The following is a 20,693-nucleotide window of genomic DNA, read 5'->3' on the forward strand; positions in this document are numbered from 1 at the left end:
TGGCCTAATCGGTTCTCAGTGCGACCTGAATAACGGCCCGCAAAGGAGCCCTCGACCATGCAACGCCTTCACCTCGTCTTCGGCGGCGAACTCGTCGATCCGCAAAAAACCCAGTTCCGCGACGTGGACGACATCCACATCGTCGGGATATTCCCGGATTACGCGAGCGCCTATGACGCGTGGAAGAGCGAGGCGCAGCGCACGGTGGACAACGCGCATATGCGCTATTTCATCGCCCATCTGCACCGCCTCCGCGACGAGGAGAAGGAAGTCTCGCCGACCGAGGAACTCGGCTGAGCCCGACCGCGCGCGCGATGTCGAGGCGTCCCTTTTCCCTGTCCGCCTATCTGGCGCTGACCCGTCCTGCCGAAGCGCCTGGCCCGGTATTGGAGCGGCCCGCCCGGCCGGACGGCCCGCTGTTGTGGCTGCATGCGGCAAGTGCCGCCGATCAGCCTCCCTTGGCTGCTCTCGCCGCCCGGATAACGCAGCAATCGCCCGAATTGTCATTGCTGAAAACCGGGTATTGGCCCGATGGTGACGCGGTGGATCTGCCCGAGGAAACCCTTGCCCAGGCACAGGATTTCCTGGCGCATTGGCGGCCGAACCTTCTGGTCTGGGCCGGGCAGGATCTCAGGCCCGCCCTGATGGAGGCGATGCGGCTTGCAGGACGTGCCTCGCTCCTCGTGAACGCGCGCGAAGCGCCCTTCTCGACGCCTGCCCCGCGTTGGCTACCGGATGCGGCTCCCGCCGCCCTGTCGCGCTTCAGCCAGATCCTCTGCGTCTCGCGCGAGGCGGAGCGCCGGTTGCGCCGCCTGCTTCCGGCCGAGACACGGATCGAGCGGACAGGGCATCTGACATCCGTGCCGCCGCCGCTCGATTGCCCGCCGGATCTGCACGAGGAGGTTGCCGCCGCGATCGGGGGGCGCCCTGTCTGGCTCGCCGCCCGCGCCCGCGCCGGCGAGATGCGCGACATCTTCGACGCCCATGCCGGGGCGAGCCGCCTCGCTCATCGCCTGCTTCTCATTCTCGTGCCCGAGGACCGCGACGATGCGGAGGCCGCCACCCGTTTTGCAGAGGCCAGCGAGATGCGGATTGCCCGGTGGGACGACGGCGACATGCCCGACGACCTCACCCAGATCGTCCTCTGCGAAAGCCCGGCCGAGCTTGGGCTCTGGTACCGTCTCGCTCCTCTGAGCTTTCTCGGCGGATCGCTCGCCGCCGGGCATGGCGGAACGGATCCGCTGGAGGCGGCGGCCTTGGGATCGGCGGTGCTCTACGGCCCGAACGTGGGACATCACCTCGCCACCTATTCGCGGCTTGTCGATGCCGGAGCCGCGCGCATCGTCCGGGATGCACATTCCCTGTCGGCAGCCGTCTCGCAGGTGATCGCCCCCGATCGCGCGGCGACTATGGCCCATGCCGGCTGGGACGTGGTAACGGCAGGCGCGAAAACCGAGGATCGGATTGTCGGGCAGATCTCCTCGATGCTCGATGCCGGACGCACGCGTACGGAGGCAAAATGATGCGGCCGCCAGCGTTCTGGTCGAATCCGCCGAATGCGCCTGGCCGTGCCGCGCGCGCGCTTGCCCCGCTCGGCCGGGTGACCGCATGGTCCACGGCGCGCCGCGTCTCTCGTCCCGGCAAAAAGATGGATGTGCCGGTGATCTGCGTCGGCAATCTCAGCGCTGGCGGTACGGGCAAGACACCTACCGTTATGGATCTGGTCCCGCGTCTCACAACGCATGGCATCACCGCGCATGTCGTCTCGCGCGGCTATGGCGGCACCTTGGCAGGTCCGGTTCGCGTTGACCCGTCGCGCCATGATGCGTCGGAGGTCGGGGACGAGCCACTTCTTCTCTCCGCCTTCGGCCCGGTCTGGGTCTCCAAGGATCGCGCGGCGGGCGCGGAAGCCGCCATCGCGGAGGGCGCGCAAGCGATCCTGCTGGATGACGGATTTCAGAACCCGGCTCTGGAGAAAGACCTGTCCATCATCGTGGCGGACGCCGTGCAGGGATTTGGCAACGGTCTTTGCCTTCCTGCAGGTCCGTTGCGCGAGCCGGTCGGGCCGGGTCTTTCCCGCGCCGATCTTCTGCTCACGATCGGGGACGACACCAGCCAAGAGAGTTTCGACAGCAACTGGCCGCTGCCCGCGGAACTGCCGCGTCTTCGGGGCGCGCTCGAACCTCTTCAGACGGGCATGTCGTGGGAAGGTCTACGCGCCCTCGCCTTCGCCGGTATCGGCTATCCCGAGAAGTTCTTCCGCACCCTGCGCGATCTCGGCGCGGAGGTGATCCGGGCCGAAGCGCTCGACGATCATCAGCCCTTGACCGCCGCCCTGATGACCCGCATCGAAACAGAAGCGCGGGCGCGCAACGCACAGCTCGTGACGACGGAGAAGGACGCGGTGCGTCTGCCAGCCGATTTCCGCATGAAGGTGCTGACCCTGCCGGTGCGACTGACGTTCAAGGATGACGCGCCGCTCGAGGCCGCACTCTCCCGACTGTTCTGATCACTCAGCGGCGAGAGACGAGGGCTCGCCGGGCCGGATCGCGGCGATATCCGCGATAATCCCGCGCAGCACCTTGCGGAAGGCGTGGAAATTGGCGCTGGGGCGGATCGTGCGCTCATCCATGTAGATGGCGCGATCGATCTCGATCTGCACGGCATTCTGGGACCGCGACGGGCGTCCGTAATGCTGCGTGCTGTAGGCACCCGCGAAGGGTGTGTTGCGCGTGACAGCGAGGCCCGCAGAGGTGAAGGCGGCTTCGATCCTGTCGACGATCTCGCCGTCTGCCGACGCGCCGAACCGATCACCGATGACGATCTCGGGGCGAATCCCGCCCGAACGAGCCGCGCCTTCGGCTGCCTCGTGCGGCATCGAATGACAATCGATGAGGATCGATGTGCCGAACGCGGCGCGTGCCTCGTCGAGAAGAGTTTGCAGCCGGTCGTGATAGGGCCGCCAATACCCTGCGATCCGGCGTTCCGCCTCGGCCATGGGAAGCTTGCCGCGATAGATGGCCCGCCCGTTGGCGACGACGCGCGGCACGACCCCGAGCCCCGAGGCCACGCGGGGGTTGTGGCCGATGCGGCGCACCCCCTCTATCAAGGCCGGGTCGAGCTCGTCGGAGGCGCGATTGAGATCGACGAAGGCGCGTGGCGCACCCGCCTTGAGAAAGCTCGCACCGTAATCCGTCACGCATTCGAAGAGCCGGTCCACGTAGGCATCCTCGGACGAGCGGATCGCGTGTTCGTCGAGAACCGTGTGCCGCAGGAAGGACCACGGATAATCGCGCGACGAATGCGGCGACGCGAACACGACGCAGCTTGTCAGCGCCTGCGGACGGTAAAGGTGATAGGCCGATTTCGGCATTTTGGCTCCCCAACGATGCGCGTAAGATAGCCCGAATTATTCTCGGGCCAAAAGCCCTTGATCTCCGTTCCGACTCCTTTTAAAGACCCGTCCACCGGCGCGGTGAGATCCGCGCCCCATTTCGTTAATGGGGTGCAATCGGATGGAACTCGGGCCGGTACGGGCGGTTAGCTCAGCGGTAGAGCACTACGTTGACATCGTAGGGGTCACTGGTTCGATCCCAGTACCGCCCACCATGAATTCACTGCCCCCGGGGTGCCGCGCGCGCTGCCAGGGGTGACACGCAACCCCAAGGCGCGCCTGGCGCCGCGACACGAGGAGACCAGCCATGAAGGTTCGGAATTCGCTCCGCTCGCTCAAGTCCCGCCATCGCGATTGCCGCGTTGTGCGCCGGAAGGGCCGAGTTTACGTCATCAACAAGACCCAGCGTCGGTTCAAAGCCCGCCAGGGCTGAGCCGCCTAGGTTTCGATGCAAAGGGCCGCACCTTCGGGTGCGGCCTTTTTCGTTCGTCTCATCTCAGGATCGAGTCAGCCAGAAGCCGCACGACCGTCGGCTGATCGAGATAGCCCGTGACACCCAGCCCACGAGAATCCTGGTAGCGCCGGATCGCCCGGCGAGTGTCGCCATCGAAAGATCCATCGATCCGCCCCGGACCGAGATCGAGCGAGGCGAGCTTGGCCTCGGCAAGCCGCCGCGCCATCGGGGAGAGGTTGAGCGCGGCTTCTTCCGCCTGTGCCTGTGCCTCGGCCTGCCGCTCTTCGCTTGGCTGTTCGAGCTGCGACAGACGCCGTTCGGCCTGCTCGGCGAAGGCTCCTTCGGGATAGTCCGACAGGTATTGGCGATAAGCGCCCGTCGTGTCCGTCTCCTCGGCGGTGGCCCAGGCCTGCCGGTCCTGACGCGCCGCTGCCTCGGCGCGCGCGGCTTCGATCTCTCCAATCTCGTCTTCCGCGAGATCCGCATAATCGCCATCGGGATAGCGCTCCAGATAGGCGCGCAGGTCCGCTTCTTCGCCCGAAGCGCCCGTCTGTTGCCAATAGGCGCGATCATTGCGCGCCCGTTCGGCCTCGCGGGCGGCGGCTTCACGCTCCAGCTCTTCGGCCCGCTCGGCCGCCTGATCGTCCAGCCGATCGATCTGCGCGCCGGTCAGATAGCTTGTTACTTCGAAGCCGCGAGCCTCCTGCCAAGCCTCGATGGCGCTGCGCGTGCCGGGACCGAAGATGCCGTCGATACCGCGCGTGTTGTAGTCGAGCAGCGACAGATCGCGCTGGATCTCTGAACGCTCCTCGCGCGTCAGCTCGAGGGTCTCTTCGGTCAGACGCGCTTCGCGGCCCGGCTCCGCCTCTATGGCAGCCAGACGATCACGCGCGGCTCCCGCGTTCGGGCCCGAGGGAAAAGCTTTGAGATAAAGCTCATACGCGTCCGCGTCGTCACGCGCCGAGACGTCCTCCCAAAGACGCAGCTCCGCCTCTGCGTCTGACACCTGCGGGAGGTCTTGAGGCTCTTCCGGGCGGTCGGGCTCGGGCTCCGGCGGTCTCGCGGCCGGAAGAAAGGCGAAACTCGACGGCGCGAAGCCTTCCACGCCGAGATTTTCCTCGCGGGCGGTGGCGACGATCGTGCGGGCAGGCGTTGCGAGATCCTGCCGCGCGAGGCGGGCGATCATGTCCGGCGCACCTCGGATCAGCGTCACGCCTTGCGGCAGCTCGAACCGGCCCGCGCCATCCTTGAGAAACCGTGCATCGAGCGCGTTCGGCGCGCCCTCGGCCAGCATCAGCACGGCTTGACCGGGATAGTCCCCAAGAATCGCAAGGAGCGGCGACAGCGGCATGGCATCGGCGAAGATCGCGTCCGCGTCGGCCTCTCCATCGGCGGGCAGAAGATAGGTTTCGCGGCCTGTATTCACGAAGCGCCCCGAAAGCACGATGGCCACGCGGTCCGTTTCGGGATCGAGCGTCTCGATGAAACGGCCGAGCCCTTCGCGCATCTCTGCCCCATCTGCGCCGCGCAACGCCAGCACATCGACCCCCGCCTCGCGAAGCGGCGTCACCGCCGCGGCAACACCATCACTGCCGCGCAGACGGTCGAGCACCGAGGGCGCCGCGTTCTCGACGAGCAGCGCTGCGCTGTCGGCGAGCGCGCTCGTGGTCCAGAGACAAGTGGCGAGAGTGAGGGTCAGGCGGCGCATGGCGGCTCCTTTCAGTCGTAACTTCGCGTATCCTCGATCACGAGACCGTCGCGGGGCAGAGAGCCGGGCGCGACGATCTCGACCCGGCCCTTGAGCTTCAGCACATCCGCCACGCTGGCCTCGAATGGTGCGGCATCGCTGGCCGTGCTCTCGATCCGCACGATCATCGTGTCGGTCTCATCCTCGCGCGCGGCGACAACGCGGGCACGCTCTATCTCGGGATGACGGGCGACGAGGTCCGCGACCTGTTCGGGACGGACGAACATGCCCTTGATCTTGGTGGTCTGATCGGCACGGCCCATCCAGCCCTTGATCCGCATATTGGTGCGCCCGCACGGACTTTGACCCGGCATCACGGCGGACATGTCGCCGGTGGCGAAGCGAATGAGCGGGTAATCTGCATTGAGCGTGGTGACAACGACCTCGCCGACCTCGCCTTCGGCCACCGGATCGCCGGTGCCGGGAGTCACGATCTCGACGATGACGTTCTCATCGACGATCATCCCTTCCTTGGCAGGGCTTTCATAGGCGATGAGCCCGAGATCGGCCGTCGCGTAACATTGCAGGCAGTCGATGCCGCGGCTCTCGTAAAAATCTCTGAGCGACGGAAAGAGCGCCCCGCCGGAAACGGCAGCCTTGGCGATGGAGAGCGTCAGACCCATCTCGTCGGCTTTCTCCAAAATGATCTTCAGGTAATCAGGCGTCCCGGCATAGGCGGTAGTGCCGATGTCAGCAGCCGCGCGCGCCTGCAGCTCGGTCTGGCCGGTGCCGGCAGGCAGGACCGTCGCTCCGACCGCTCGCGCGGCGGATTCGAACATCATGCCGGCGGGCGTCAGGTGATACCCGAAGCAGTTCTGCACGACATCGCCGCCGTGAAAGCCAGCGGCGCGCAGGAAGCGGCCAAGGCGGAACCAGTCGTCATCAATCCGGCCGGGTTCATAGATCGGACCGGGGCTCTGAAAAACGTGGCTGAATGTCGAAAGAGGACCCGCCAGCCCACCGAAGGGCGGTGCATCGGTCTGCGCCGCGACAAGATCCGATTTCCGCAAGACCGGCAGCCGAGCGAGATCGGCAGGCGAGGTGATCTCGCTCGCCTCGAATTCCCGCAGTGCTGCAAAGCCTTCGAGGGCCTGCGCGCGTGCGATCTGGTGCGGCAACGCGTCGGCAAGGTCACTTGCGCGCTCTTCGGGGCTTCGGGCTTCGAGTTGATCGGGATCTGTCATGTCTTGCTCCTCCTGTCGGACATGGGCCGCACAGGCCCGTCATGCCATTACCGGGCCGACGCTATCAGATAACACGGGCCACGACAGGCCGGAGGAGATGGTCGGCCTGACATGGCCGATAAAAGACTGACAAAGAAAAATCCGGCCGCGCGGAACGCGGGCCGGATTGATACGTGCCGTTCTGTTGCGAACGATCAGTCGGTAGAGCCAACCGTTGCAGCAGTCAATACGGATGCAGCTTCGGTGTTGGCTTCGCATGCAGCCTCGATCTCAATCATCATCGCATCCGGAGCTGCGGTGGATTCCAGCTCGGCGACAACAGCTTCTGCGACAGCCATCTGACCGGCTTCATCCATGCCGGCAAAGTCATCACAGGTGATTTCGGCGGGTGCCATCATGTCCTGCGCGAAAGCGGCGGAGCCGGTGACAGCAATACCGAACGCGGCGAGAAGAGTGGTGGAACGTTTCATAATAAATCTCCTTCGTCTTACGTCACTAGTGCAACGCTAGCCCACCAACTTTTGGAGATTTGTTACGTTCCCCCTCTTTCAAAAAAAATATGCCGCCTTTTTACGTATTTGTGAGTGGAACTTGCCTCGCAACGATCTATGCCAGCCAGCGCTTCCGACGGCGGTAGGAGCGCACATCGCGGAAGGACCGCCGCCCCTCATCCGACATACCCAGATAGAATTCCTTCACGTCCGGGTTCTCCCGAAGCCCATCGGCGGAGCCTTCCATCACGACGCGCCCTGATTCCAGGATGTAGCCGGTATGGGCATAGCGCAGCGCGACGTTCGTGTTCTGCTCCGCAAGCAGAAAGGACACGCCCTCGCCTTCGTTCACCGCTTTCACGATCTCGAAGATCTGCTCCACCAGCTGCGGCGCCAGGCCCATCGAGGGCTCGTCGAGAAGGATCGTCTCGGGTCGGGACATCAGCGCCCGGCCGATCGCGCACATCTGTTGCTCGCCGCCCGAGGTATAGCCCGCCTGGCTTTTGCGGCGCTCCTTGAGGCGCGGGAAATAGGAATAGACCATCTCGAGATCCGCCTCGATCGCAGCCTTCCCGTCCTTGCGGGTATAGGCGCCGGTGCGAAGGTTCTCTTCGACTGTCAGGTGCTCGAAGCAGTGCCGGCCTTCCATGACCTGGATCACCCCGCGCTTTACCAGCGCGGAAGGATCGAGATGCTGCACGCGCTCGCCCTTGTAGAGGATCGAGCCCTTGGTCACTTCCCCGCGCTCGGAGTGCAGAAGGTTCGAGATCGCCTTGAGCGTCGTCGTCTTGCCCGCACCGTTGCCGCCCAGAAGCGCTGTGATGCCGCCCTTTTTCACCGTAAGCGACACGCCTTTGAGGACGAGGATGACATGGTTGTAGATGACCTCGACGTTGTTGACCTCGAGAAGGGCCTCGTCGGTTTTCGCGGCGTCGAGCATGGCTATTGTACCTCGGCTTGCGTGCGTCCCTGGCGGACATTTCGGTAGAAGACGGTGGCATCGGGACACGGTCCTCCACAGCGGGAAACGAAAGACCGGTAGAGACCGTATTTGAAATACAAAGGATCGTCGGCGTTCGTGGTCGCGCCGGTATAGGACCAGACCGGCCTGCCGTTCATCCAGACATTGATGAACCCATCCTCATTTCGCGACCATCTCGCCTGCAGCGTAATGCGCGTCCAACGATTGGTCAGATCGCTTTGGCGCGCGATACGGACCTGTCGATACGGGCCGATCGGGTTCATCGGGTCGTCGTCGAGACGGTAGGGGTTCGAAAGGTTCACGAAGAACCCGCCGGAAAACAACTGAAACAGGATTTCCGGACCGCTGCTTCCGCGCTGATGTACCTGACCGAACGTATAGGCCGGACCTGCGCCAGAGAGACGCGGAAATGCTTCGGGCGGCAGGTAGAAGGACCAGGCATACCAATGCTCATCGCCCGGCCGGATAGATTGCCGCTTGTCGAAGAACTCGACCCTTTCGCGGTCGTCGCGGCAATCGTTGTTGTTCTTCACGCAATCCCCCGCCTTCAAGGAAAACCGCTCGCCGCTGGTGCCGTCGCTGAAATTGACCCTCGCATAGCTGTGGGGCTTCTTCGGCGACTGGATTTCCATCTGCCCGCCGGTCGACAGGCTGCGCTGCGCGGCGGCGTCCTGAGCGAAGCCGGTCAGGGCAAGAACGAGAGCTGCAAAGACGAGAAAACGCATGAAGTGAAAACCCGATGGCAGGTCCGAAAGGCGTGGAAAACCGGCGGCGGCATATCCGCGCCGCCGCCGGCGTTCGTCAGGCTCAGTTCGTGGCCGAGCATTCCTCGTTCGTCGGCCAAGGCGCGTTGGAGGACGCGTATTCCTGGGCCTTCTCCGCAATCAGGTCCTGGTAGTCATCCTGGTTGGCGGTCATGAGGTCGGACGCCTTGATGAACTTCTCACCGTCCCACTCCAGCATCCAGCCGCCTGAATGGCCGGTATGATTGGCGCAGGAGGTGGAGAACGGCGGCACCATCCCGTCAAGACCGAGCTCGGTGATCCGCTCTTCGGTCATGTTGATGTTCTCGAGGCCCCAACGCAGCTGCGGCGCGCTGATCTCGGCCGTGCCATACTCTTCCTGGGCGGTGCGGATCGCCTCGCCTAGGATCGCAGAGATGACGACGCCGCGGGAGTAGAACACGCCGGACGCCTCTTCGGGATTGGTTTCGGACAGGCCCGCATCGATCACGAGTTCCTGGATGTCCAGCATCACGGGCGCATCGGCGTTCGGGAAGGACCAGGAAATCGACTTGTAGCCCGCGCCGTCCTCACCGACGAGACGCAGGTCCGCATCGTGACCGGCCCACCAGACGCCGATGAAGTTCTCCATCGGGTACTTCGTCTTCACCGCTTCGGTGATGGCGCCGGCGTTCATCGCACCCCATCCCCACATCACGACGTAATCGGGACGCTCGCGGCGGATTTGCAACCACTGCGCCGACTGGTTCTGCATCTCCTTCAGGCCGACCGGGATCGGCAGCAACTCGAAGCCCTTCTCGCCCGCGAGTTTCTCGAGGATCGGAAGCGGCTCCTTGCCGAACGGGTGATCGAGATGCAGGAACGCGACCTTCTTGCCGTCGAGATCACCTTCGCTCTCCATGTGCTGGACGATCATGGAGGCCGCGTCCCAGTAACCGGCGGGCATGTTGAAGGCCCACTGGAATACCGTGCCGTCCGCCATCGGCGAGAAGCCGTAGCCCGGCGCGAGGATCGGGATCTCGTCCACGTTGGTCTTGGGCAGAACCTGAAGCGTGATGCCGGTCGACCAGGGCTGGGTGACGAGCGCATCGCTCTTCACCTTCTCGTAGCATTCGACACCCTTCTCGGTCGAATAGCCGGTCTCGCATTCGGCCGCATTGACCGGAACGCCGCCAATGCCACCATCGCGCTCGTTGAGCATGGTGAAATAGTCGGCCTGCCCGTTCATCAGCGGAATGCCGGTCGCGGCGAAGGGGCCGGTCCGGTAGGCAAGGTTTGGTACGTAGAGTTCCTGTGCGACGGCAGCGGTACCGAGGCCGAGGCCCAGCACGGCGGCCGCGGCCGTTTTGCTAAAGTGTTTCATGTCTTTCCTCCCTTGGGTGATGTCCCTGTTCGTCAGGTTATTGCCTTTGGGCCGGTCTCAATGCGGGAACGGCCAGATGATGAGCTTCTCACGAATGAGACGCCAAAGTTGCGCGAGGCCATGCGGCTCCACGATCAGAAAGAAGATGATGAGCCCGCCGACGATCATGACGTTGAGATGCTCCACCGTCGCCGAAGAGATCGATAGTCCAACGGCCGCGGGCACGAGGTTCAAAACCACCGGCAGCCCGACGATCAGGATGGCGCCCAGGTAGTTCCCGAGGATCGAACCGAGCCCGCCGATGATCGCGATGAACAGAACCTGGAAGCTGAGCGGGATGTCGAAGACATTCGGCTCAGCCGCGCCCTTCCACATGAAGACGTAGAGCGCGCCCGCGACGCCGACGACATAAGACGAGACCGCGAAGGCGATCAGCTTCGATTTCATCAGGTTGATGCCGATGAGCTCCGCCGCGATGTCCATGTCGCGCGTCGCTTTCCACGTCCGCCCCAGGTTCCCGCGCGTGAGGTTGATGCAGAGCAGCGTCATCAGCGTGACGATCCCGAGAACGAGATAGTATTGCGTCATGCTCCCGGCCTGCGGACCCGAGACATAGACGCCGAACATCTCGAGGTTCGGCACCTGGATCGCGCCTGACGCGTTGTAATTGTATAGCCAAGCCCATTTCTCGAAGAGCCAGACCAGGAAGAACTGTGCGGCCAGCGTCGCGATGGCGAGGTAGAATCCCTTGATCCGAAGCGAGGGGATACCGAACACCACCCCGACGCCGGCAGAAAACACCCCCGACAGAAGGATCGCGACAACCGGGTTCATCCACGGAAAGATCGTGATGAGCTTGTAACAGGCGTAGGCTCCGACACCCATGAACGCGCCCGTACCGAGAGATAGCTGACCAGCATACCCCGTCAGGATATTGAGACCCATCGCCGCCAGCGCGTAGATCAGGATCGGGATCAGCAACGTCTGGTAGGCGAACTCGGACGCGGTCAGCGGGAAGATCACGTAGGCAAAGAGCAGGATCACACCCAGAAGCACCGCATCCTGGCGGACCGGGAACAGCGCTTGGTCGGCGGTATAGCTTGTCTTGAACTGGCCAGCGGTGCGGTAGAGCATATCGGATCCTCAGACGGCCTGCCGCATCCGGGCCGAAAGCCCGGAGCGCAAGGATGGTGAGTGAAGTATAAGAAAGAACTGGCTGGCGGGCTCAGTCGACCCGGTCCGCCCTGCGATCCTCTCGCGATGCACGCGGCGGCACCGCGACGAGATAGGCCCAGACCGAGACGGCCGTGCCGGCCGCTGCGAGCATGAGGACAAAAACGATCCCGATGACCTTTCCGAACCCATCGTGCAGCCGCCAGTCGTCAGCGCCCCAGTCGATGAGAAGCGCGATCGCATAGGCCAGGAAGGCTGCAGCCCAGAGACCGGCAACGCCGCACAGGATCCAGTACCAGGTACCCGCCTTGAGATAGGACAGGACTTCGGCGCGATCAGAATTCCGGCCTGGCTTTTTGTCGTTGTCCATCCCGCACCCTCAGGCCCAAAGCCGCACTGCGCCTCTGTATCAGCGCGCGGAGCGGCCGCCGGGTCAACGGCCTGCTGAGCGGAATATGTGGCCCGATGCACGCTAAACACGCTCGATGATCCTTTCCCCGAAGAGCCCCTGGGGCCGGAAGAGAAGCACGATCAGCGCGAGCACGAAGGCGAACCAGGTCTCGGTGTTGCCGCCGAGGAAGGGCTGGCCCCAGTAGATCTCGAAAAGCTTTTCCAGCATCCCGATCATCAGACCGCCCACGATCGCGCCGGTGATGCTCTCCAGCCCGCCCAGCATCAGAACGGGCAGCGCCTTGTAGGCGATCACCTCGAGCGCGAAGGACACGCCCGCCCGCGCGCCCCAGGCAATGCCGGTCACGAGCGCGATAATGCCTGCGATGAACCATACCAGAACCCAGATCGTCTGAAGCGAAATCCCGACCGACAGCGCCGCCTGGTGGTCGTCGCCAAGCGCGCGGATCGCCCGACCCATCTGCGTGTAGTTGAGAAATGCCAGAAGCGCCGCGACCAGCAGCGTCGCCACGACGACGACGGTGATGTCGAGATGCTGCAGGATCAAAAGCCCGCCGAACGGCTCCAGCACCGTATCGCCCGTCGGGATACCCAACTCGTCGGAGATCATCACCTTGTTCTCGCCGCCGAAGATGATCTCCCCGAAGCCGATCAGGAAGAGGGTGATCCCGATCGTCGCCATGAAGAGGATGATGTCGGGCTGGCCGACAAGCGGGCGCAGCACGACCCGTTCGATCGTGACCGCCAGCACGAACATCACCGCCAGCGTGAGGCCGACGCTGATCCACGCCGGGATCCCCATCGCGTGAAGTCCCACCAAGGTCAGCGCGGCGAAGACCACCATGATGCCCTGCGCGAAGTTGAAGATCCGGCTCGAGCGAAAGATCAGCACGAAGCCAAGCGCGATCAGCGCATAGAGGATGCCCGAGACGAGCCCCTCCCAGAGCACCTGCAACAGGAAGTCCGGCGCGGCGGCCATGTCCACGAAGGGGGCGATCAGGTAGTCGTAAAGCATTTAGCGTCCTTCATCCTGCCCTTGGATCCCGCGGGATCCTGTTCTTTGGGTTGGCGAAAATACCGCGGGGTCCGGGGCAGAGCCCCGGCGCCGCGGCACGCGGCGCTCCGGCTCAATGCGCCACCCCGAGATAGGCGTCGATCACCGCCTGGTTGCCGCGCACCTCGTCCGGCGTGCCATCGCCGATCTTCTTGCCGTAATCCATCACCACGACGCGGTCCGACAGGTCCATCACGACGCCCATGTCGTGCTCGATCAGCGCGATCGTGGTGCCGAATTCATCGTTCACGTCGAGGATGAAGCGGGACATGTCCTCCTTCTCCTCGACATTCATGCCCGCCATCGGCTCGTCGAGCAGCAGCAGCGACGGCTCGGCGGCAAGCGCGCGGGCCAGCTCCACCCGCTTCTTGAGGCCATAGGGCAGTCGGCCCACCGGCGTCTTGCGGATGTTCTGGATCTCGAGGAAGTCGATCACCCGCTCCGCGTGTTCGCGGTTGTCCATTTCCTCGTCGCGCGCGCGGCCCCACCAGAGCGCCTGGGAAAAGAGCCCGGCATTCATGTGAGTGAGACGCCCCGTCATCACGTTGTCGAGCACCGTCATCCCCTCGAAGAGCGCGATGTTCTGGAAGGTGCGCGCAACGCCCATCCGGGCAACCTCGTAGGGCTTCATCTGCGGGCGGATCTCGCCCTTGTAGAAGACCTCGCCCTCGGTCGGCGTATAGAAGCCCGAGATGATGTTGAGCATTGAGGATTTGCCAGCGCCGTTCGGCCCGATGATCGCGCGGATCTCGCCCTCGCGGATGTCGAAGGAGATGTCGTTGATCGCCACCACGCCGCCGAAGCGCAGGGTGATGTTCTTCATCTCCATCAGGACGCCGCCGATCTGCCGTCCGTCGGCGGTGATATAACCTTCGGTGTCCTTCACAGCTCCGCTCCCCTGCCGAAGAATGCCCGCACGGGCGTGATGAGATGCCTCATTCCGCCGCCTCCCGGACCTGCGATGCCACCGGCACGACCTTCGGCGAGCGCGCGAAGAGCGTCGCCTTGATCTTACCCTTGCGCCCGTCCTCGTAGGTCACTTCGGTCTCGGTATAGACGCTGTCCTCACCGCTATAGAGGCCCTCGACGAGATCCTCGAACTTCTCGGCAATGATCTTGCGGCGCACTTTCCGCGTGCGGGTCAGCTCGCCGTCATCGGCGTCGAGCTCCTTGTGCAAGACGAAGAAGCGATGAATCTGGCAGCCCGACAGCATGTCGTCCTCAGCGACGCTGGCGTTCGTCTCCTCGACGTGATCCTGGATCATGTCGAGAACCTGCTTGTTCTGGGCGAGCTCCTGGTAGGAGGCATAGGCGATGTTGTTGCGCTCCGCCCAGTTGCCCACGGCCGTCAGGTCGATGTTGATGAAGGCGACGCAGCGGTCGCGGCCTGCGCCGAACACGACAGCTTCGAGGATGTTGGGGTAGAACTTGAGCTTGTTCTCCACGTATTTCGGCGCGAAGAGCGAGCCGTCCGCCATCTTGCCCACATCCTTGGCGCGGTCGATGATCCGCAGATGCCCGGTGTCTTCCTCGATGAAGCCCGCATCGCCCGTCGCAACCCAGCCCTCGGGATCCTTGGTGTCCTTCGTCGACTCGGCGTTCTTGTAATACTCCACGAACGTGCCCGGCGAGCGGTAGAAGACCTCGCCGTTCTCCGCGATGCGCAGCTCGACACCCGGAGACGGCACGCCCACCGTGTCCGATCGCACCTCGCCATCGGGCTGTTGCGTGATGAAGACCGAGGCTTCGGTCTGGCCGTAGAGCTGTTTCAGGTTGATCCCGAGCGCGCGGTAGAAATCGAAGATCTCAGGTCCGATCGCCTCGCCGGCGGTGTATCCCACCCGCACCCGGCTGAAGCCCAGCGCGTTCTTGAGCGGCCCGTAGATCATGAACTCGCCGAGACGATATTTGAGCCGGTCGCCCGCGCTGACGCTTTCTCCATCGAGGATCTTCGGACCGACGCGCCGCGCGTGGTTCATGAAGTAGTGGAAGATCCGCTGCTTCAGCCTCCCCGAATCCTCCATGCGGATCATGATCTGCGTCAGCTGCGTCTCGAAGACCCGTGGCGGTGCGAAATAATAGGTCGGCGCAATTTCCCGCAGATCGGTCATCATCGTGTCCGGGCTCTCGGGGCAGTTCACGCAGAACCCGGCCCAATAGGCCTGACCGATAGAGAAGATGAAATCGCCGACCCAGGCCATCGGCAGGTAGGCCAGCACCTCCTCATGTTCGCTGAGAGCGTCGAACTGGCAGGAGGCCTTCGCGGTCTCGATGATGTTGCGGTTCGACAGGACCACGCCCTTGGGCTTGCCGGTCGTGCCCGAGGTATAGAGCATGACGCAGGTATCATCGTAGCCGAGCGACGTGCGCCGCGCCTCGAGCTCAGCGCCCAGCCTGTCCTTCGCCTCGCGGCCCGCTTTCTGCACGTTTTCGAAGGACGTGAGCGCCGAATGATCGTATTTTCGAAGGCCCCGCGCATCGAGGTAGATCATGCGCTCGAAGTCCGGCAGCCGGTCCTGGATCTCGATGACCTTGTCGACCTGCTCCTGGTCGCTCGCGATGACCAGCTTCGCGCCGCAATGATCGAGCACGTAGGCCATCTCTTCGGCAACCGCGTCCTGGTACAGCGGCACCGGGATGGCCCCGACGCTTTGTGCGGCAACCATCGACCAGTAGAGATAGGGTCGGTTTCGCCCGATGATCGCGATGAAGTCACCCTTGGCAACGCCCATCTCGATCAGCCCGAGCGCGAGGGCCTCGATCTCGGCCTCGGCCTCCGACCAACTCCAGCTTTGCCAGATGCCGAACTCTTTCTCGCGATAGGCGGGACGCGATGCGAACGTGGTCGCATTGCGCCGCAACAGAGCCGGAATCGAACGCAGCCCGGCTGCGCCCTCCATCGTCTCGGTCAAACCAAATCCTCCCTTGGACCCGTGGCCGGGCCTCTGTGCCAAGACGGTCGCTGAGCGCCCGTCCCTCCTCTGGCTTGGGATCATTAGGTCCGGCGCGGCCCCTTCGGTCAAGGGTCACGTGGTCTCAGGATGAAAAAAATTGAACGGGTATTAAATTAATGCTGGCCGGGAGCGTCGTTAAGCAGATCGCGCAGCTCGGCCTGCATCGCGCGGACCTCGGCCAGATCGCGGCCTTCGGGCAGCGAATCACCAGCCTTTCCAAGTGCCTCGATGATATGCTCCTCGCCATCGGCGACCTGCTTCATCACGTTCGCATCGATCTCGTCGAAGGCTGAGCGGAGCGAGACCACCGCGCGATTGACCATCGAGAAGACGCCGCCATCCCGATCCGGCTCCCCGCCATGCGCGGTGATGATCGCGGCGAGTTGATCGGCGTGCTTGTTGTGCGCTTCGCGAAACCGCACCGCCACATGTCGGAACTCGGGCTCGGCGCGCGAGACCATCGTCTCGTAGCCAGCCTCGGCATCGACGGTGAGGGTCAGGGCGTCCTGAAGTGTGTCTATCGCATTGTCGGCCATGATCGGCATCTCCTTGGGATGCCGTGACAACCGTTGGGCACGAAGCGCGGTTCCCAGCGCTGAGGCGGGCCGGCGAAGGCCCGCCGCTTCGGTTTATTCCGCAGCGACCTGATCTTCCGTATCCGCCTCGATCCGGACCGCGGAATACTTGAATTCCGGGATCTTCCCGAACGGGTCGAGCTGCGGGTTTGTCAGCGCGTTCGCCGCAGATTCCACGAAGGCGAAGGGCATGAACGCCGTGCCCGGCGCGACGTTGCGATCCTCGCGCGCCATGATCGAGATACTGCCCCGCCGCGTCGTGAGCCGCACGTAGCCACCCGCCGCTACCCCGAGCTTGCGGAGCGTCGAGGGATGCAGCGAACACGTCGCCTCGGGCTCCACCGTATCGAGCGTGAGCGAGCGCCGCGTCATGGAGCCGGTGTGCCAATGCTCGAGTTGCCGCCCGGTGATGAGAATCATCGGATAATCGGTATCAGGGCTTTCCGCAGGTGGGGTGACGCGCGCGGGCGTGAACTGCGCCCGGCCCGCACGGCGCGGGAAGCCGTCGCCGAAGACGACCGACTGGCCCGGATCGTCGGGGCCGAGGCAGGGATAGGTGACCGCACCTTCCGTCTCGAGCCGCTTCCAGGTGATGTGGTGCAGCGACCGCATCGACATCTTCATCTCGTCGAAAATCTCGCGCGGATCGTCGTAATCCCAGTCAAGTCCGACGCGGCGCGCAAGCTGCACGAGGATCTCCCAATCCTGCCGCGCCTCGCCGGGCGGCTGCACCGCTTGCCGCACGACCTGGACCGTACGGTTGGTATTGGTGACGGTGCCCGTCTTCTCATAGAGCGCCGAGGCAGGCAGGATCACGTCGGCAAACATCGCCGTTTCGGTCAGGAAGATGTCCTGGACGACGAGGTGATCGAGATTGGCGAGCGCGCGGCGCGCATGTTCGACATCCGGGTCCGACATGGCGGGGTTCTCACCGAGCACATACATGCCACGGATCTCGCCGCGATAGACGCGGTCCATGATCTCCACGACGGTCAGGCCCGGCGTTTCGTCGATCGGCGTGCCGCGCCAGATATGGCGGAAAAGCTCGCGCACGTCTTTGTCCGTAACGCTCTGGTAATCGGGCATGACCTGCGGAATCAGGCCTGAATCCGACGCGCCCTGCACGTTGTTCTGGCCGCGCAGCGGATGCAGGCCCGTGCCGGGGCGGCCGACATGGCCGCACAGCAAAGCAAGCGAGATCAGGCAGCGCGAATTGTCGGTGCCGTGGATGTGCTGCGAGACCCCCATGCCCCAGAAGATCATGCCGGTCCGGGCGCGGGCGAACTCGCGCGCCACCGCGCGGATCGTCTCGGCGTCGATGCCGCAAATGTCGGCCATCTTCTCGGGCGGGAAGGCGCGGATATGGTCGCGGAACTCGAAGAAGCCCTCGGTAAAGCCTTCGATGTATTGCCGGTCGTAGAGCTTTTCTTCGACGATCACATGCGCCATCGCGTTGAGAAGCGCGACATCGGTGCCGGGGCGGAATTGCAGGTTGAACGCCGCGTGCCGCTTCAGACCGTTCTGCAGGCGCGGGTCGATGACGATCAGCTTGCCGCCGCGCTTGGCGAATTGCTTGAAATAAGTCGCGGCGACTGGGTGGTTCTCGGTCGGGTTGGCGCCGATGACGATGGCCACCTCGGCATTCTCGATCTCGTTGAAGCTTGCCGTGACCGCGCCCGAGCCGACATTTTCCATCAGCGCCGCGACAGAGGAGGCGTGACAGAGCCGCGTGCAGTGATCGACATTGTTGTGCTTGAAGCCCTGGCGGATGAACTTCTGAAAGAGATAGGCCTCTTCGTTCGTGCATTTCGCGGACCCGAAGCCCGCCACGGCGCGCCCGCCGAAATAGGAGCGGATATCGGCAAGACCCTGTCCCGCCTTGTCGAGCGCCTCCTCCCAGGTGGCCTCCCGGAAATGCGTCCAGGGGTTGCCCGGATCGACGTTGAGCCCCGTGTCCGGCGCATCCTCACGGCGGATCAGCGGCTTCGTCAGCCGGTGCGGGTGCTGGATGTAGTCGAAACCGAACCGGCCCTTCACGCAAAGCCGCCCTTCGTTCGCAGGCCCGTTGATGCCCTCGACATCGCGCACCTTGCCGTCCTTGATCTTGAGCGAGACCTGGCAGCCCACGCCGCAGAACGGGCAGACCGAGGTGACCTCCTCGTCGAAATCGGCGCTGTCGCCTTCCTGCGCGTCGTTGAGCACGGTCGCGGGCATCAAAGCGCCAGTCGGGCAGGCCTGAACGCACTCGCCGCAAGCAACGCAGGTCGAGGCGCCCATCGGATCGTCTTGGTCGAACACCGGAAAGGCATCATGGCCCCGGTCGGCCATCCCCAACACGTCGTTCACCTGCACGTCGCGGCAGGCGCGGACGCAGAGATTGCATTGGATGCAGGCATCGAGGTTCACCCGCATGGCGACATGGCTGTCGTCCAGAAGCGGGATGCGGTCGGCTTCCATCGTCGGGAAGCGGCTCTCGCTGACACCGGCGGCGTCAGCCATCTTCCAGAAATGCGAGGAGCGGTCATGCGCCACGTCACGCTCGGGCTGGTCAGCCATCAGCATTTCGACAACGAGCTTGCGGGCGGAGCTGGCACGCGCCGTGTCGGTCCGGACGTCCATGCCCTCCCTTGCCTCTCGGATGCAGGAGGCGACAAGATTGCGCTCACCCTCCACCTCGACCATGCAGGCGCGGCAATTGCCGTCGGGGCGATAGCCGGGCTCGGGCCTGTGGCAAAGATGCGGGATAACGAGGCCCCGGCCATGCGCGGCCTCCCAGATCGTGGTGCCCTGGGGCACTTCGACGCTCTCGCCGTCCAGCGTGAAACGGATCGTATCGGACATGGCGGACCTCTCGCACTCTCTTGCGCCCGGTCATAGCCGGGATCACCGCTTTCCGCCGCGACCAATTCCGACGCCTTGGCCGGATTTTGCGCCGCGCGGGTTTCCGAAAGGCGACGGCACAAGCCCTTCGGTGAAAAAGCGCACGGCGCCGGTTCCCCCCGCGGGACGCCTGCGGTAAGCGGACCTGCACATGTTCGAGGGGCCCTGGTCATGACCCATATCCTGCTGGTTCGGCACGGCCAGGCGAATTCCGCAGCCCGTGACGAGGCGAGCTACGACCGGCTCAGCCCGCTTGGGCGCGAGCAAGCGCGGTGGCTCGGCGCGCATTTGCGCGAAGGTGGCGAACGGTTCGCCCAGGCGGTCTCGGGCACGCTGAACCGGCAGGTCGAGACGCTCGAGGAAATGGGTGTAGCCGAAGCGGCGCCCGTCCAGGATCCACGGCTCAACGAGCTGGAATACTTCACGATGGCGCAAGCCTTCGAAGTCGAGCACGGCGTGCCGATGCCGATCGACCGTCCCGCATTCCTCGAGCACCTGCCCGCGATGTTCGCAGCATGGGAACGGGGCGAGATCGAAGGCGCACCAGAGACCTTCGCCGCGTTCGAGGCGCGGATCGCCGATATGCTGGCCGAGCTCAGCCAGGGCAAAAGCCCGGTCGTGGCTGTGACATCCGGCGGGGTGATCGGCATGGCGCTCCGCGTGGCGCTCAGGCTCGATATCCGCGCCTTCGCGCACCTCTGCCTGTCGATCGAGAACACCTCCATTCACCGGCTCCAGGTACTGCCATCCGGGCTGGCCCTGGCGCAGTTCAACGCCTGCCCGCATCTTGAGCCGCGCGAGCGCCGCACGTCACGCACACATCTCTGACTCCGCAAAAGTCTTGATTTCCGGCCGCCGCGTCCGCAGATTCATCTCATGAACTCGCTGACGCCCTTTCCAGGCCGCCCCGAGATCACCGAAGAGGTGATGTTCCATCGTATCGAGCTGAACCAGATCCTGTCGCTCTACGGACGGATGGTCGCCGCCGGGGAGTGGCGTGATTACGGGATTTCCAGCCTGCGCGATGTCGCAATCTTCTCGATCTTCCGGCGGAGCGCGGAGCAACCGCTTTACCGTATCGAGAAACGCCCGAAACTGCGTAATCGCCAAGGCATGTATGCGGTGGTCGGGATGGACGGGCAAATCCTGAAGCGGGGTCACGACCTTAAAGCGGTGCTGCGCGTTCTGGAACGCAAGCTGATCCGCGCGGTTGAATGAGCTGTGACGGAACGCTTTATACCAAGATAACGATCTTATCTAAGATCGTTATCTATATACGGTTTAAGAT

General features: G+C 63.9%; 20 protein-coding genes and 1 tRNA gene. 7 read left to right on the forward strand and 14 right to left on the reverse strand.

Annotated features, from left to right (window positions below; translation table 11 throughout):
• Positions 1 to 57 precede the first annotated feature (57 nt).
• From FIU91_RS17395 to lpxK, 3 genes are read left to right on the forward strand one after another with little or no spacing between them, the layout of a single operon-like run.
• Positions 58 to 297, forward strand: a complete 240-nt coding sequence (locus tag FIU91_RS17395; protein ID WP_093008984.1) for a DUF4170 domain-containing protein — start codon at positions 58 to 60, stop codon at positions 295 to 297.
• Between the two features lie 17 nt (positions 298 to 314).
• Positions 315 to 1,523: a 3-deoxy-D-manno-octulosonic acid transferase gene (locus FIU91_RS17400; protein ID WP_152463433.1), complete on the forward strand. Its 1,209-nt coding sequence runs from the start codon at positions 315 to 317 to the stop codon at positions 1,521 to 1,523.
• Complete coding sequence (gene lpxK, locus FIU91_RS17405) at positions 1,523 to 2,509, forward strand: tetraacyldisaccharide 4'-kinase (protein WP_152463782.1); 987 nt, start codon at positions 1,523 to 1,525, stop codon at positions 2,507 to 2,509. The genes FIU91_RS17400 and lpxK overlap by 1 nt, the downstream gene beginning before the upstream one ends.
• Here lpxK and FIU91_RS17410 read toward each other — a convergent pair whose 3' ends face one another.
• Positions 2,510 to 3,373, reverse strand: coding sequence for an N-formylglutamate amidohydrolase (locus FIU91_RS17410; protein WP_093008986.1), 864 nt, complete (start codon positions 3,371 to 3,373; stop codon positions 2,510 to 2,512).
• Positions 3,374 to 3,534: 161 nt separating this feature from the next.
• Between FIU91_RS17410 and FIU91_RS17415 the strand changes: the two genes are divergently transcribed.
• Together FIU91_RS17415 and ykgO are read left to right on the forward strand one after the other, a co-directional pair.
• Positions 3,535 to 3,609: transfer RNA gene (locus FIU91_RS17415), tRNA-Val, on the forward strand.
• Positions 3,610 to 3,701: 92 nt separating this feature from the next.
• On the forward strand, positions 3,702 to 3,827 hold the full coding sequence (gene ykgO / locus FIU91_RS17420; RefSeq protein WP_028287243.1) for a type B 50S ribosomal protein L36: 126 nt from the start codon (positions 3,702 to 3,704) through the stop codon (positions 3,825 to 3,827).
• A 58-nt stretch (positions 3,828 to 3,885) separates the two neighbouring features.
• On the opposite strand, the gene FIU91_RS17425 is transcribed toward ykgO, so the two are convergent.
• From FIU91_RS17425 to fdhF, 13 genes are all read right to left on the reverse strand, one after another.
• Entirely contained in the window at positions 3,886 to 5,556 is a 1,671-nt protein-coding gene (locus tag FIU91_RS17425) for a peptidoglycan-binding domain-containing protein (protein ID WP_152463434.1), read from the reverse strand.
• A gap of 11 nt (positions 5,557 to 5,567) precedes the next feature.
• Positions 5,568 to 6,779, reverse strand: a complete 1,212-nt coding sequence (locus FIU91_RS17430) for a phenylacetate--CoA ligase family protein (protein ID WP_152463435.1) — start codon at positions 6,777 to 6,779, stop codon at positions 5,568 to 5,570.
• 194 nt (positions 6,780 to 6,973) lie between these two features.
• Positions 6,974 to 7,249, reverse strand: a complete 276-nt coding sequence (locus FIU91_RS17435; RefSeq protein WP_093008989.1) for an HdeA/HdeB family chaperone — start codon at positions 7,247 to 7,249, stop codon at positions 6,974 to 6,976.
• A 136-nt stretch (positions 7,250 to 7,385) separates the two neighbouring features.
• Positions 7,386 to 8,210: an ABC transporter ATP-binding protein gene (locus FIU91_RS17440; RefSeq protein ID WP_152463436.1), complete on the reverse strand. Its 825-nt coding sequence runs from the start codon at positions 8,208 to 8,210 to the stop codon at positions 7,386 to 7,388.
• Between the two features lie 2 nt (positions 8,211 to 8,212).
• Positions 8,213 to 8,977: a heparin lyase I family protein gene (locus FIU91_RS17445; protein WP_152463437.1), complete on the reverse strand. Its 765-nt coding sequence runs from the start codon at positions 8,975 to 8,977 to the stop codon at positions 8,213 to 8,215.
• 82 nt (positions 8,978 to 9,059) lie between these two features.
• Positions 9,060 to 10,358 (reverse strand): ABC transporter substrate-binding protein, encoded by a 1,299-nt coding sequence (locus FIU91_RS17450; protein ID WP_152463438.1) that lies wholly within the window; start codon positions 10,356 to 10,358, stop codon positions 9,060 to 9,062.
• A 57-nt stretch (positions 10,359 to 10,415) separates the two neighbouring features.
• The gene (locus FIU91_RS17455; RefSeq protein ID WP_152463439.1) at positions 10,416 to 11,492 is read right to left on the reverse strand and encodes a branched-chain amino acid ABC transporter permease; all 1,077 of its coding nucleotides are present in this window, start codon (positions 11,490 to 11,492) and stop codon (positions 10,416 to 10,418) included.
• Positions 11,493 to 11,583: 91 nt separating this feature from the next.
• Positions 11,584 to 11,901, reverse strand: coding sequence for a hypothetical protein (locus FIU91_RS17460; RefSeq protein WP_152463440.1), 318 nt, complete (start codon positions 11,899 to 11,901; stop codon positions 11,584 to 11,586).
• A 102-nt stretch (positions 11,902 to 12,003) separates the two neighbouring features.
• Positions 12,004 to 12,957 (reverse strand): branched-chain amino acid ABC transporter permease, encoded by a 954-nt coding sequence (locus FIU91_RS17465; protein WP_093008995.1) that lies wholly within the window; start codon positions 12,955 to 12,957, stop codon positions 12,004 to 12,006.
• Between the two features lie 112 nt (positions 12,958 to 13,069).
• Positions 13,070 to 13,825: an ABC transporter ATP-binding protein gene (locus FIU91_RS17470; RefSeq protein ID WP_254702119.1), complete on the reverse strand. Its 756-nt coding sequence runs from the start codon at positions 13,823 to 13,825 to the stop codon at positions 13,070 to 13,072.
• Positions 13,826 to 13,931: 106 nt separating this feature from the next.
• Positions 13,932 to 15,896: an AMP-binding protein gene (locus FIU91_RS17475; RefSeq protein ID WP_152463783.1), complete on the reverse strand. Its 1,965-nt coding sequence runs from the start codon at positions 15,894 to 15,896 to the stop codon at positions 13,932 to 13,934.
• Between the two features lie 167 nt (positions 15,897 to 16,063).
• The gene (locus FIU91_RS17480; RefSeq protein WP_172975042.1) at positions 16,064 to 16,486 is read right to left on the reverse strand and encodes a DUF2383 domain-containing protein; all 423 of its coding nucleotides are present in this window, start codon (positions 16,484 to 16,486) and stop codon (positions 16,064 to 16,066) included.
• A 93-nt stretch (positions 16,487 to 16,579) separates the two neighbouring features.
• Positions 16,580 to 19,366: a formate dehydrogenase subunit alpha gene (fdhF, locus tag FIU91_RS17485; RefSeq protein WP_152463443.1), complete on the reverse strand. Its 2,787-nt coding sequence runs from the start codon at positions 19,364 to 19,366 to the stop codon at positions 16,580 to 16,582.
• Between the two features lie 210 nt (positions 19,367 to 19,576).
• On the opposite strand from fdhF, the gene FIU91_RS17490 reads away from it, so the two are divergent.
• Both FIU91_RS17490 and FIU91_RS17495 read left to right on the forward strand, forming a co-directional pair.
• Complete coding sequence (locus FIU91_RS17490; protein WP_152463444.1) at positions 19,577 to 20,233, forward strand: histidine phosphatase family protein; 657 nt, start codon at positions 19,577 to 19,579, stop codon at positions 20,231 to 20,233.
• Between the two features lie 48 nt (positions 20,234 to 20,281).
• Positions 20,282 to 20,623 carry a DUF2794 domain-containing protein gene (locus FIU91_RS17495; RefSeq protein ID WP_093009001.1) on the forward strand — a complete coding sequence of 114 codons (342 nt, stop codon included), beginning with the start codon at positions 20,282 to 20,284 and terminating at the stop codon, positions 20,621 to 20,623.
• Positions 20,624 to 20,693 lie beyond the last annotated feature (70 nt).

The organism is Roseivivax sp. THAF30 (assembly GCF_009363575.1).
GTDB lineage: Bacteria > Pseudomonadota > Alphaproteobacteria > Rhodobacterales > Rhodobacteraceae > Roseivivax > Roseivivax halotolerans.